Below are 13396 nucleotides of genomic sequence, written 5' to 3' on the forward strand. Positions count from 1 at the left end.
ACTTGAACAGTCAGCAGGATGCGCCTCAGCGGTGCGTCGCAATCCAGATCAGCAGCCCCGCCTGGAATACCGCGAAGGCCACCAGGCAGGTGATGGTGAAGCGCAGGCCGGTGTCTTCACGTTTGTACTTGGTGACTTTCTCTTCCTGCTTGCGCAGATTGACTTCCAGCTCCTCCAGGTTCTGTTCGGCCTGCTGGAGCATCTGCGCCGCTTCGAGTATTTCCACGAACTGCAGCTTCTCGGTGTTCCACTGGCTCAGCAACTCGCCGACCTGGACATCCTTGACGCTGCCCTTGAGGTGCTGGGCGTCGGCATACACCACATCGAAGCCCTGGGTGCGCAACACATGATCGCGACGCAGGCGGGTGTCTTCATTGAGGGCGTCCTTGTTGGCGAGGTCGAAGCCGTCCACCCGGTAATGCGGCCACTTCTTTTGCGCCCACTGCGCGGCCTGGGCCAGCAGGAAGCGCCCGATGCCCCGGTTCAGCGGTTCGATCTGCAGCCCGCCCTCGGGCTCGAAGTGCACCCGACGGGTGTCGTGTTCGACCCAGACATCCAGGTGGTTCTGTTCCTTGCGCACCCGCTGACCGGGCAGGCGGATCGTCATGCGCAGCAGGCTGTGCTCTTTGTTGCTGCGTTCGGCGTAACCGAATTCGACAAAGCGCAAAGGCCGCACGCCGGTGGCGCGATCGGTCTTCAGGGGCGCCAGGCGCAGCATCTTGTGATGTTCGGCCTGAACATCCGCCCACGGCAACGGCGGTGCTTCCGGTGCGGCGGCTTCCTGCTCGGAGGCGGGTGAATTCGGGGTATCAGTCATAAGGGCAAGTCCTGTCCAATCGCTGCGCGCCGACAGCAATCGAACGGCCGGCAAAGGCTTATCGGCCGTTTTTTTCAGGACTGGAGGGTAAAAACAGCCTAACGGGTGTGAAGTCCGTCAATAAAACCGATGATCGACCGGCCCAGTTCTGCCGCCAGGGGCAGTTGTGGGTCCTTGTAGGACGCCAGTTGGCGCTTGAGATCGTTGGGCACGATGCGCATGACGTGGTTCATGCCGTCGATCAAGGTCAGTTGGGCATCCGGTTTGGCCGCCTTGAGTACCCGGGCGTCATCGACGCTGACCTGGATGTCGTTGCTGCCCTGAATGATCAGTGCCGGCATTTTCAGACGGGCGAAGGCGGCGGCCGGGTCTTCGCGGAACAGGGTGATCAGATAGGGCTGTACGCTGGGGCGGAAGATCACTTGCAGGGCAGGCGGCACATCGGTGTCCACCTGGCCGGCCTTGAGGCTGTCCAACAGTTCATTGCTGCGCACCATCAGTGCTGGCGGCAGGCGATAACTTAATTGCTGGCGCAGGACCTGATCCACGGGCCGGGCGGTGCCGGAGATGGAGATCACCCCCGCGGCATCCAGTTGCGGTGCGGCGAGGCTGGCGATCAGCGCCCCCTCGCTGTGGCCCAGTACGATCAATTGGCCCAGGCGCGGGTCGGCCTTGAGCTTGTTGCCCCAGGCCACAGCGTCGGCCACGTAGGCATCGAGCGTCAGGTTGCGTTCATCCGGGGTCGCCGCGAGGCTGGCTGCCACACCGCGCTTGTCGTAGCGCACGCTGGCGATGTTGTGCTTGGCCAGGACCCAGGCCAGGCGCTTGAGGCTGTCGTTGCGTCCGCCGTCGGGATTGTTGCCGTCGCGGTCGGTGGGGCCCGAGCCGGAAATGATCAGCACCACCGGCACGGGTTGCTCGGACTTGGGCAGCAGCAACGAGCCATACAGCTCGCCGTGGCCGGTGTCCAGGCTGACTGGGCGTTGCAGGACGGTGGCCTGGACCAGGCCGGTGAACAGGGAAAGGCTCAAGAGAAGGGCTCGCAGCATCATCACGCCATCATGGATAAGGTGCCAGTTGGACTCGGGCAGCGGCAGAAGGTTCGAGGATGAACTAGTTGGGTAGCCTGCGTATACTTGCGCCCTTCAGTAATCCTGATTGAGTTATTTCGGCTGATTTCACGGAGCTCCCCGCATGTCCGGCAATACCTACGGCAAGCTGTTCACTGTCACCACCGCGGGCGAAAGCCATGGCCCGGCGTTGGTCGCCATTGTCGACGGCTGCCCGCCGGGTCTTGAGCTGTCACTGGAGGATTTGCAGCGTGATCTGGACCGGCGCAAGCCCGGTACCAGTCGGCACACCACCCAGCGCCAGGAGCCCGACGAAGTCGAGATCCTTTCCGGAGTGTTCGAGGGCAAGACCACGGGCTGTTCCATTGGCCTGCTGATCCGCAACACCGACCAGAAGTCCAAGGACTATTCGGCGATCAAGGATCTGTTCCGTCCGGCTCACGCCGACTACACCTATCACCACAAGTACGGCATTCGCGATTACCGCGGCGGCGGTCGCAGTTCGGCGCGGGAAACCGCCATGCGCGTGGCGGCCGGAGCCATTGCCAAGAAATACCTGGCCACCCAGGGCATCGTGATCCGCGGCTACATGAGCCAACTGGGGCCGATCGAGATTCCCTTCAAGACCTGGGATTCGGTAGAAGACAACGCCTTCTTCAGTCCCGATCCGGACAAGGTTCCGGAGCTTGAGGCCTACATGGATCAGTTGCGTCGGGATCAGGACTCGGTGGGAGCCAAGATCACCGTGGTGGCCGAAGGCGTGATGCCGGGCCTGGGCGAGCCGATCTTCGATCGTCTGGATGCCGAACTGGCCCATGCATTGATGAGCATCAATGCGGTCAAGGGCGTGGAGATCGGCGCCGGTTTCGCCTGCGTCGCCCAGCGCGGCACCGAGCACCGTGATGAACTGACCCCGCAAGGCTTTCTCAGCAATAACGCCGGCGGCATCCTCGGGGGCATTTCCTCGGGGCAGCCGATCATCGCCCACCTGGCGCTCAAGCCGACGTCCAGCATCACCACGCCAGGGCGCTCCATCGATATCGATGGCAACCCGCTGGACGTGATCACCAAGGGCCGCCATGACCCCTGCGTGGGTATTCGCGCCACGCCGATCGCTGAAGCGATGATGGCTATCGTGCTGATGGATCATCTGCTGCGTCACCGCGGCCAGAATGCCGACGTGCGCGTCAGCACGCCGGTATTGGGTCAGCTGTAATGGCGGTTCTGCCAGTCGCCACGGCCTGATGGCCGGGGCGACGCTGCCGTACTGGCGGCTTTCCAGCTTCTACCTGTTCTACTTCGCCCTGCTGGGGTCGACCGCGCCGTTCCTGGCGTTGTATTTCGATCATTTGGGTTTTTCCAGCGCGCGGATCGGTGAGCTGGTGGCCATTCCCATGCTCATGCGTTGCGTAGCGCCCAACCTGTGGGGCTGGCTCGGTGATTACACCGGCCGGCGCCTGGCAATCGTGCGTTTTGGCGCGTTCTGCACCCTGGTCTGCTTCTCCCTTATCTTCGTCAGCAAGAGCTACGCCTGGCTGGCGATGGTCATGGCCCTGCATGCCTTCTTCTGGCACGCAGTGCTGCCACAGTTCGAGGTGATCACCCTGGCGCACTTGCAAGGGCAGGCCTCTCGCTACAGCCAGATCCGTCTCTGGGGCTCTATCGGTTTCATTTTTACGGTGGTCGCGATGGGCCGCCTATTCGAGTGGTTGAGCCTGGATATCTATCCCGTGGCGCTGGTGCTGATCATGGCGGGGATCGTGCTCAGCAGCCTGTGGGTGCCCAATGCCCGCCCCGTGGTTCAGGGGCCGCGCCTGGCCGGGGACGGATTTCTCAAGCAGTTGCGCGGTCCCGGGGTACTGGCCTTCTACCTGTGCGTGGCGTTGATGCAAATGAGCCATGGGCCCTACTACACCTTCCTGACCCTGCATCTGGAACGTCTGGGTTATACCCGCGGCCTGATCGGCGTGCTTTGGGCCCTGGGAGTGGTGGCCGAGGTGCTGATGTTTCTGGCCATGAGCCGGATTCTCGCGCGGTTTTCCGTGCGTCGAGTGCTGTTGGCGAGTTTTCTGTTGGCGGCGCTGCGCTGGTTGCTGCTGGGCAGTCTGGCCGAGTATTTCTGGATGCTGTTGCTGGCGCAGGTGTTGCACGCGGCCACCTTCGGCAGTTTTCACGCCGCGTCGATTCATTTTGTCCAGCGCAGTTTCGGTGCGCGCCAGCAAGGCCAGGGGCAGGCGTTGTATGCCGCGCTGGCTGGAACCGGTGGCGCGCTGGGGGCCTTGTATGCCGGCTACAGCTGGAACGTCCTGGGCGCCACATTGACCTTTAGTATTGCCAGCGTCGCCGCCATGGCCGCAGCCGTTATCATTGCCACCCGCATGCAAGAGGAGTTGCCGTCATGAGCAGCCTGTCCGTCTACCACGTATCCAGCCCGGACCTGCCGAACAAGGTTCTGACCCATTTCGACGATATCGCGGCGACCCTGGCCGAGCAGGGCATTCGCTTCGAGCGCTGGCCGGCTACCACCCGCATCGCGCCGGGCGCCAGCCAGCAAGAGGTGCTCGACGCTTATCGAGAGCAGATCGACCGGTTGATGACCGAGCAGGGGTATCTCAGCGTCGACGTGATCAGCCTCAACCGCGACCACCCACAGAAAGCCGAACTGCGCGCCAGCTTTCTCGACGAACATCGCCATGGCGAGGATGAAGTGCGATTTTTCGTGGCCGGACGCGGCCTGTTCTCCCTGCACATCGACGACTACGTCTATGCCGTGCTCTGCGAAAGAAATGACCTGATTTCGCTGCCTGCGGGCACTGCGCATTGGTTCGATATGGGCGAGGAACCCAATCTGGTGGCCATCCGTCTGTTCACTAATGCGCAAGGCTGGGTCGCCAATCCGACCGGCGACGCCATCGCCAGCCAGTTCCCGCGGCTGGAAGACTAGGCACGAGGAACAACGGCCATAGGCCGGTCCCACGCAAGGTGGGCCGGCCAGTCGAACCATGGCAGCAGGCTTTATGCGCTGTGGTAGGTCGGCAGGGCAAAGCGGTTCTGGCTTTGCAGCATGGAAATCTGTGGCAGTTCACTGGCCTGTTCGGCCAGATCCCGACGAATCGCGCTGATGGCCCAGGACAGTTGGTCGGCGGCGTGCAGCTGCGCGTAGGAAATCGAACGCTTGAACACTTTGCCTTCGCTGTTGCGCAAGGTCAGCAGGATGCCGCCGTCGGGACGAGGCTGGGTGGTGACTTCGAAGTTGGAGAACAGGGAGGAGAATTTTTCTTGGATCAGGCTCATGTCTATCAGCTCCGTTAGCTCTTGAATGGCAAGCGTGAACGGATAGGTGCAGTGATTGTGCCAGTATTGTTTTTTTTAAAATTCCTTTTAAATCAATTAGTTATAATTTTTGTTGAAATCGTGATTCGTGCAAATTGCATGAAAGGCCATCGTGCATCCTGCATTTTGCAGGCCGGCGGCGGGTTGGGGCTGGCCTGGGCACGAGGGTGTGACTGCAGGCTCCGGCGCAAAATTCACTCGCTGATACGGGGGTTGCAGCCTTCGGCAGAACGCAGCGGGTGAGATACAAAAGTTTGCAAAAACTCCGTGTACAGTCTCGCGACCGCTGACGTATTTTCCAGCCAGTCGCGCCGTTTCAAATCGGCCTTGGCCCTTTGCCAAAGACCTTTGCGAGGCGTGTCTGTGACATGGAATGGTTGTGGCGTGATCGAGCGATCCAGCCCACCAGATAATAAAAATACCAGGACGCCCTCCATGAACGGTCCCACCGCTCCACTGCCGGTGCTGTCAGCAGCGCCGCGTTTGTTGTTCTTCCGTCCCGTCCCGGGATCCATCCACCGCCTCTGCTTGCCTGTTGCCGACACTAGGGGCGTAGCGCCCGGTTGATTCTTGTTCCAGAACTTGTCACGTCCGACCTGTGTGGTCGGGGCACAGACCTTTGTCTTCGAACCGGAGTCAGCATGAACAAGCACAATAGCGACATGATCACCTGGGGCATGATGCTGCGTAAGCTGCCCTCCATTGCCAGGGCCCTGCCGCGGGTGGTGCGCGGCGTCAGGGCGGGCAACATCGACAAGCCTGATCAGGCCTGTGGTCTGGGCTGGAGTTTCGAGCAGGCGACCTTGCGCAATCCCGATGGGCCGGCCTTGTTGTGCGGCGAGCGGGTTCTCAGTTATTCCCAGGTCAATCAGTGGGCCAACCGTATCGCCGCCTACCTGCACGACCGGGGCATCGGCAAGGGCGATGTGCTGGCGATCTTCATCGAGAACCGTCCGGAACTGCTGGTCACGGTGCTGGCGGTGGCCAAGCTCGGCGGGATCTGCGCCATGCTCAACACGGCCCAGACCCACAGCGTGCTGGCGCATAGTCTGCAGTTGGTGAAGCCGGCGGGAATCATGCTGGGCGGTGAGTTGCTGGCGGCCTATGGCGCGGTGCGCGATCAGGTGGGTATCGACCCGCAGCGCACCTGGTTCGTGGCCGATCAGGATACCCTCGCCGATCCGGGCAGTGCCCCGGAGGGGATGCTCAACCTGATGCGCGAGAGTGCCGGTTATCCCGCAGACAATCTGCAGCAGACCCAGCAGATCTTCTTCAATGACCCCTGCTTCTATATCTATACCTCCGGCACTACCGGGCTGCCCAAGGCGGGGATCTTCAAGCATGGGCGCTGGATGCGCACCTCCGCTGGTTTCGGCACCATTGCCCTGGATATGCGGCCCGACGACGTGGTGTATTGCACCCTGCCGCTGTACCACGCCACCGGGTTGTGCGTGTGCTGGGGCTCGGCCATCACCGGGGCGTCGGGATTCGCCATTCGCCGCAAGTTCAGCGCCAGTCAGTTCTGGGATGATGCGCGTCGCTACAAGGCGACGACCCTGGGCTACGTCGGTGAGCTGTGTCGCTACCTGATCGATCAGCCAGGCAGTGCGCAGGACACCGAGCATGGTGTGCTGAAAATGATCGGCAACGGCCTGCGCCCGGGAGTCTGGAGCGAGTTCAAGCAGCGTTTCGGCGTCGCTCATGTCTGTGAGCTGTACGCGGCCAGCGACGGCAATATCGGTTTCAGCAATATCCTCAACTTCGACAACACGGTGGGGTTTTCCCTGATTCCCTGGGCGTTGGTGGAGTATGCCCACGACACCGGCGCGCCACTGCGCAACAGCCAGGGCTTCATGCAGAAGGTGGCCAAGGGCGGTCAGGGCCTGCTGTTGGCGAAGATCGACGACAAGGCGCCGCTGGATGGCTACACCGATCCGGAGAAGAACCTCAAGGTGATCCTCAAGGATGTGTTCGAGAAGGGCGATTGCTACTTCAACACCGGTGACTTGCTGCGCGACATCGGTTTTGGCCATGTGCAGTTCGTCGATCGGCTGGGGGACACCTATCGCTGGAAAGGCGAGAACGTTTCCACCACTGAAGTGGAGAACATTCTCCTGGGGCATCCGCAGATTGCCGAAGTGGTGGCCTATGGCGTTGAAATCCGTAACACCAACGGCCGGGCGGGGATGGTGGCGATCACCCCCGCGCAGTCCCTGGCGACCCTGGATTTCAGCGAATTGTTGCAATTTGCCCGGCAGCAGTTGCCGGCGTATGCCGTGCCCCTGTTTCTGCGGATCAAGGTGAAGATGGACACCACGGGCACTTTCAAATACCAGAAAAGCCGCCTCAAGGAGCAGGCATTCGACCTGGAGCAGGTGGCCGATGATCCGGTCTACGCCTGGTTGCCGGGGTCGGACACTTACGTGCGGCTGACCCCGCCGATTCTGGCGGACATTCAGGCCGGACGCCTGCGTTATTGATTCTGTCTATGGCGGTTCTTGGCAAAAAAGGGATGACAGGCCGCGGCCGGCTTGGGGACACTAGCGCCTTTCCGATTGGCCGAACCTGGAGTTTCCGATGACCGACAAAAGCCGCCAGATGACTGAAGACGAGGCCGCCCAGTTTGTCGAACAGGTATTCAACGTGGCCCGCCAGGGTGACGCACAGATGCTCGACAAGCTGGCGGCCAGTGGCCTGCCGGTCAACCTGCGCAACCACAAGGGTGACACCTTGCTGATGCTGGCCGCCTATTACGGGCATGTGGACGCCGTGCAGGTGCTGCTCAAGCACAAGGCCGATCCCGAGATCCGCAACGACAATGGCCAGAGTCCGATTGCCGGCGCCGCCTTCAAGGGCGACCTGGCGGTGGTCAAGGCGTTGGTGGAGGGCGGCGCGCAAGTTGAGGGGGCGTCCTTTGACGGGCGGACCGCGCTGATGATGGCGGCGATGTTCAACCGCTGCGAAATCGTCACCTACCTGATCAGCCAGGGCGCCGATCTCAAGGCGCGCGACAGCAATGGTGTCAGCGCCCTGGAAGCCGCCAAGACCATGGGCGCGATGGACACTGCCGCACAGCTGGAAAAACTCCTCGCCTGAGCCGTCCGGGCCCGAGGGGCGAGAGCGCCAGGCCCGCCTAACAGGCGTAGGTCTGGCCGCGCACTTTAGGCTATCCTTCGCGCCCTCGAATTTCCTTGCCTTCAGGATGTGCCCATGAAAACCGCCCTCATTGAACTCATCAGCAAAATCAGCTCCGGGTGCATGGGCGACGCCGAGATCCAGCAGATCGCCGACGAAGCGGCCCAGGCCTACGCCGACCCCCAGGCGTTCCTGGCAGCCAACCCGGACATCAACTATGACGACAGCTTCCCCATTCCCCTGGGCGAGTGGGTGGTGGTTGGCAGCTTGCCGGATACCGTGCTGTTTCAGGCCGACACTTATGTCGACCTGTTCGCACAGATCGTCGCTTCCTTCGGCAAGGACGTGCCTTTCAACATCAAGCCCAAGCAGTTGGCGAAGATCGATGCCTTGACGGCCTTGAACCGCATCCAGATCCAGATGGGCAGCATGAACCCGGAGAACGGCGGCTATGTGCTGATGAATTTCAGCCAGCTACTGGATGACGAGCTGCAGATGGTGCTGGTCTACGGCAATGACCTGCCGCGAGTGCTGGAGCTGTGTGCCGAGGTCGGTATCGCCGCGGCGCCGGCCCTGGAAGCGCTGAAGATTGCCGTGCACGTCTGAATCACGGGCCTTGGTGCAACACAGCGGAACCCCGAAGGCGGACGGCTATCCTAAGGAAGCACACCATCATTTGGGAGCGACACCATGGGTTCCACCTTCAATGGCCTGATTGGCCTGATCATTCTGGCCCTGGATATCTGGGCCATCATCAATGTGCTGAAAAGCGGCGCCGAAACCGGGATGAAGATCCTCTGGGTGCTGTTGATCATCTTCCTGCCGGTCTTGGGGTTGATCATCTGGGCCATTGCCGGGCCGCGAGGCAATGTGCGGCTCTGACCCGCGAAGGTTGCAAGATGAAGAAAAGGGCCGTGAGGCCCTTTTTGTGTGTCTAAACATGCGTTGGACGAAATTTTCACAAAGCCTCAAAGACAATTCGCCGGCGTTTTTCCACGAGCTGTAAATCCCTGCAATCTGTTGTTCCAGAGCTGTAGGAGGTGGGCTTGTCGGTAGTACCCACTAATCAATGGCAATGCCTTCAGTGATCGTGCAACATCTGCGCACCGCGTAATCCCCCGTCGCCCTGGCGACAAAAAGAGGGCAGAACGCTGCTTTTTCTTTGCAACTTAAACTTCCAATGGGTCCTAAAACGACATGGCAAACTCGGATGCCCTGAGTCAGCAGCGATCCTCGAATCGCCTGCTGCAACCGACCGTTAAATCCCATCTGGCCTACACGCTGCTGTGCGCGCTGGTCGTGATGGTGATGCTCTCTTTGTTGCGCGTTGCGCTGCTGATCTACAACCGCGAGATGATTCTCGACACTCCGGCTTCGACCTTCCTTGAGGCGTTTGCCAACGGGCTGCGTTTTGACCTGCGGCTGGTGGTCTATCTCAGCGTTCCGCTGATCCTGGCGCTGACCAGTGCCCGGGCCATGGCGGCGCGCGGACTGTTGCGCTTCTGGTTGACGGTGACCTCCAGCATCGCGCTGTTCCTCGGCCTGATGGAGATGGACTTCTACCGTGAATTCCACCAGCGCCTCAATGGCCTGGTCTTTCAGTACGTGAAAGAAGATCCGAAAACCGTGATGAGCATGCTCTGGTACGGTTTCCCGGTGGTTCGCTACCTGCTGGCCTGGGCGGTGGGGACCTGGATTCTCAGCCTGGCATTCAAGGGCGCTGACCGCGCTACCCGGCCGCGCGGCCCGTTCAGCGGAGGCAATGTCGGCACTCGGCAGATTGCGCCCTGGTATGCGCGCATCGCGGTGTTCGTGGTCTGCCTGCTGATCTGTGTGGTCGCCGCTCGTGGCACGCTGCGTCAGGGCCCGCCCATGCGTTGGGGCGACGTCTACACCACCGAGTCGAACTTCGCCAACCAGCTGGGCCTCAACGGCACTCTGCAGTTGATGGCGGCGGCCAAGGATCGCCTGTCCGAAGACCGCAACAATATCTGGAAGGCGACCCTGCCTCAGCCTCTGGCTCAGCAGACCGTACGCGACATGCTGCTGGTGCCGAGCGACAAGCTGGTGGATGCGGATATCGCCGCCGTGCGCCGCAACTACACCCCGGATGCGGACAAGACCCTGCCGATCAAGAACGTCGTGGTGATCCTGATGGAAAGCTTCGCCGGGCACTCGGTTGGAGCGCTGGAGCGTCCGGGTCAGGTCACACCCTATTTCGACAAGCTGTCGAAGGAAGGCCTGCTGTTCGATCGCTTCTTCTCCAACGGCACCCATACTCACCAGGGCATGTTCGCCACCATGGCTTGCTTCCCCAACCTGCCGGGCTTCGAGTACCTGATGCAGACTCCGGAAGGCAGCCACAAGCTGTCCGGCTTGCCGCAACTGCTCAGCGCCCGCAAGTACGACGATGTGTATGTCTATAACGGTGATTTCGCCTGGGACAACCAGTCGGGGTTCTTTGGCAACCAGGGCATGACCAACTTCGTCGGCCGCAATGACTTCGTCAATCCGGTGTTCTCCGACCCGACCTGGGGTGTGTCCGACCAGGACATGTTCAACCGCGGCCTGGAAGAGTTGAAGGCCCGTGATGGCAAGGGGCCGTTCTATGCCCTGCTGCAAACCCTGTCCAACCACACCCCTTATGCATTGCCGACACCATTGCCAGTGGAGAAGGTCACCGACCGTGGCAGTCTCAACGAGCACCTGACCGCCATGCGCTACTCCGACTGGGCGTTGGGCCAGTTCTTCGAGAAGGCGCGCAAGGAGCCGTACTTCAAGGAAACGCTGTTTGTCGTGGTCGGCGACCACGGTTTTGGCAACGAGCAGCAGATTACTGAAATGGACCTGGGCCGTTTCAACGTGCCGATGCTGATGATTGCACCCGGTATCCAGGAGAAGTTCGGCCAGCGCGACCACACCGTGGGCACGCAGATCGATATCGTGCCAACCATCATGGGCCGCCTCGGTGGCGATGTGTTGCACCAGTGCTGGGGGCGCGACCTGCTCAACCTGCCCGAAGGCGACAAGGGCTTTGGCGTGATCAAGCCCTCGGGTAGCGATCAGACCGTGGCGCTGCTGACGGCGGATCGGGTGCTGGTATTGCCCAAGGAAATGCCGCCCAGACTGTACAAGTACGAACTGGGTGCAACCCCAGGCGGCGAGCTGATTTCCGGAGCCGCCGATGAGGCGCAACTCAAGCAGAAGCTGGAGTCCTTCCTGCAGACCGCGACCAAGAGCCTGCTCGACAACACCGCTGGCGTGGTCAACGGCAAGCCGGATTGACTGCTGGACCTGTCCGCTCCCGTGGAGCGCTGGCAAGACCTGACTGGTAAAGAAAACACCCCTGATGGGGTGTTTTTTTTTGCCTGTCGACAGATGAGGCCATTCACTGGTCTTGAGGTATTTCCCGTTCTTCTTGGGAAAAGTTTCTTGCGGAGTAGTCGATTTCTCGCCTTCAAACAGGAAGTTTCTTGGGTTTTAGGATTCATCTGATGTTAGCCAATACAACAGACTGTAATGATCGCATCCGCTTCGGCCCGGATGGATACCTACAGCACTCCAGATCTGGCACGCAGCATTGATTGTTGAATGGTGCGGTTGTTAGTGCGCCATGACGATGGGTAAAGGGAGAATCTAATGAAAAAGTTTTGTTTGGCAGCGGGTGTTGTATCTGGGTTATTCCTCGGAGTAAACAGTGCTTTTGCGCATGATGTGCTGGTTCTGTTTCAAGGTAAGGTGACGGAGTCGACATGCGTAGTAGAGGCTACAAATCCCGAACTTGATACGGTAAGTGTCAATGCTCTTAAAGCCGCTGGCAATGTTTCTTCTCCACGTCCTTTTTCTATCACGGTCACTAAGTGTGATGGAACTAAATTGAAGGGGAGATTTGTCGTAAACTCAAACACGATTGATGAAGCTACTGGCGCTATCCTCAACAAGGCTCCCGGTGGGTCGACGGCTCAGATACAGCTACTTGATCATGACTATAAAGCCATTCACCTTCTCGAACAGTTCGCTGGGAATCCGCTAGTTCCATTTGCAGCTGATACTGAGCTGACAGTATTTCCGTTTTTTGCTCAGTATCTGGCCGCTAATGGACCAGTTACATCGGGTGATGTAAAAGCTGAATTAATGTTTGACCTCATTTACGAATGAAATAAAAGCCTTGAGGCTAAAGCTTCAAGGCTTTACGTTGCGAGCAAATAAATCTATGTTTCGCTGTTTCCCTTCTGGGCTACTTAGTTGTATCGCTATTTCGCTGTGTTCTTTATCTGTCCAAGCCAGCGTGGTGATTGATGCTACACGAATCGTCTATCCAGCTAAGGAGCGTGAGGTTTCTCTCAGGCTGAGCAATCAAGGGCAAAAAGCGGCGTTGGTCCAGACGTGGATCGACGATGGTCGCGTCGATGCAAAGCCCGATGAGGTGGATGCACCATTCGTGGTAACGCCGCCCATGGTGAGGATAGACCCTAGCAAGGGGCAGTCGCTGCGTATTGCTTATGCTCCGTCAAACACTGTACCCAAGGATCGTGAGTCGGTGTTCTGGCTCAATGTGTTAGATGTGCCACCATTACCCGGCAAGCAGATTGGCAATCATATGCAGTTTGCTTTTCGTACACGTCTGAAGTTGTTTTTTCGCCCTGCAGATCTCCCGGGAAGCGTCAGTCAGAGCGCCGAAAAATTGCGTTGGAGTTTGTTAGGTTCTACTAAGGGAACTGTATTGCGTGTGACGAATGATGGTGCCTTTCATGTGTCTTTCAATTCTGTTGAATTGAAACTTAAAAATGGTAAGGCGCTGAAGGTAAAGAGTCACATGGTTGCACCAAAATCTTCTGCTGATTTCGTTTTTGAACAAGCAATAAATACCTCGGAGATAGAGGGTGGGGTGATATACGACTGGATCAACGATTTTGGGTCAAATGTGCATGCTGAGGCTAAGCTGTCGTTATAAAAAACAGAAAATTCGTTGGCTATCACTCACTTCATGTTCGTGCTGAGATGATTCGCTCGGTACTTTAGTCATTGATTCATCGTTCTG

At 59.3% G+C, this 13396-nt stretch carries 14 protein-coding genes; 10 read left to right on the plus strand and 4 right to left on the minus strand.

Annotated elements, in window-relative coordinates; translation table 11 throughout:
• Positions 1-25 precede the first annotated feature (25 nt).
• Both DNK59_RS26405 and DNK59_RS26410 read right to left on the minus strand, forming a co-directional pair.
• Positions 26-817, minus strand: a complete 792-nt coding sequence (locus DNK59_RS26405; protein ID WP_092311925.1) for a hypothetical protein — start codon at positions 815-817, stop codon at positions 26-28.
• 98 nt (positions 818-915) lie between these two features.
• Positions 916-1869, minus strand: a complete 954-nt coding sequence (locus DNK59_RS26410) for an alpha/beta hydrolase (protein WP_092311928.1) — start codon at positions 1867-1869, stop codon at positions 916-918.
• 142 nt (positions 1870-2011) lie between these two features.
• Between DNK59_RS26410 and aroC the strand changes: the two genes are divergently transcribed.
• Genes aroC through DNK59_RS26425 form a run of 3 tightly spaced genes read left to right on the plus strand, consistent with a single transcriptional unit; the run spans position 2012 to position 4831 of the window.
• A complete protein-coding gene (gene aroC / locus DNK59_RS26415) occupies positions 2012-3103 on the plus strand; it encodes a chorismate synthase (protein WP_110725129.1) in 1092 nt (363 codons plus the stop codon).
• A 28-nt stretch (positions 3104-3131) separates the two neighbouring features.
• Entirely contained in the window at positions 3132-4289 is a 1158-nt protein-coding gene (locus tag DNK59_RS26420) for an MFS transporter (protein ID WP_110725130.1), read from the plus strand.
• Positions 4286-4831, plus strand: a complete 546-nt coding sequence (locus tag DNK59_RS26425) for an acireductone dioxygenase (RefSeq protein ID WP_110725131.1) — start codon at positions 4286-4288, stop codon at positions 4829-4831. Before DNK59_RS26420 ends, DNK59_RS26425 begins: the two co-directional genes overlap by 4 nt.
• A gap of 71 nt (positions 4832-4902) precedes the next feature.
• Here DNK59_RS26425 and DNK59_RS26430 read toward each other — a convergent pair whose 3' ends face one another.
• A complete protein-coding gene (locus DNK59_RS26430) occupies positions 4903-5181 on the minus strand; it encodes a DUF3509 domain-containing protein (RefSeq protein WP_092311939.1) in 279 nt (92 codons plus the stop codon).
• Between the two features lie 233 nt (positions 5182-5414).
• Entirely contained in the window at positions 5415-5735 is a 321-nt protein-coding gene (locus DNK59_RS31735; protein ID WP_146249943.1) for a hypothetical protein, read from the minus strand.
• 126 nt (positions 5736-5861) lie between these two features.
• Here DNK59_RS31735 and DNK59_RS26435 point away from each other — a divergent pair, with 126 nt between their 5' ends.
• The 7 genes from DNK59_RS26435 to DNK59_RS26465 all read left to right on the plus strand — a co-directional run bounded on the left by DNK59_RS26435 (position 5862) and on the right by DNK59_RS26465 (position 13309).
• Entirely contained in the window at positions 5862-7700 is a 1839-nt protein-coding gene (locus DNK59_RS26435; RefSeq protein ID WP_110725132.1) for a long-chain-acyl-CoA synthetase, read from the plus strand.
• A gap of 97 nt (positions 7701-7797) precedes the next feature.
• The gene (locus tag DNK59_RS26440; RefSeq protein ID WP_110725133.1) at positions 7798-8316 is read left to right on the plus strand and encodes an ankyrin repeat domain-containing protein; all 519 of its coding nucleotides are present in this window, start codon (positions 7798-7800) and stop codon (positions 8314-8316) included.
• 114 nt (positions 8317-8430) lie between these two features.
• Positions 8431-8961 carry a hypothetical protein gene (locus DNK59_RS26445; protein ID WP_092311948.1) on the plus strand — a complete coding sequence of 177 codons (531 nt, stop codon included), beginning with the start codon at positions 8431-8433 and terminating at the stop codon, positions 8959-8961.
• An 84-nt stretch (positions 8962-9045) separates the two neighbouring features.
• Positions 9046-9237, plus strand: a complete 192-nt coding sequence (locus DNK59_RS26450) for a PLDc N-terminal domain-containing protein (RefSeq protein ID WP_060840477.1) — start codon at positions 9046-9048, stop codon at positions 9235-9237.
• 315 nt (positions 9238-9552) lie between these two features.
• Positions 9553-11640, plus strand: a complete 2088-nt coding sequence (locus tag DNK59_RS26455) for an LTA synthase family protein (protein WP_110725134.1) — start codon at positions 9553-9555, stop codon at positions 11638-11640.
• Positions 11641-11994: 354 nt separating this feature from the next.
• Positions 11995-12513 carry a fimbrial protein gene (locus DNK59_RS26460; RefSeq protein ID WP_110725135.1) on the plus strand — a complete coding sequence of 173 codons (519 nt, stop codon included), beginning with the start codon at positions 11995-11997 and terminating at the stop codon, positions 12511-12513.
• Positions 12494-13309: a fimbria/pilus periplasmic chaperone gene (locus DNK59_RS26465; RefSeq protein ID WP_146249944.1), complete on the plus strand. Its 816-nt coding sequence runs from the start codon at positions 12494-12496 to the stop codon at positions 13307-13309. Before DNK59_RS26460 ends, DNK59_RS26465 begins: the two co-directional genes overlap by 20 nt.
• Positions 13310-13396: the final 87 nt, after the last annotated feature.

It is taken from the genome of Pseudomonas sp. TKO26 (assembly GCF_003225665.1).
GTDB classification, from domain to species: Bacteria; Pseudomonadota; Gammaproteobacteria; order Pseudomonadales; family Pseudomonadaceae; genus Aquipseudomonas; species Aquipseudomonas saponiphila.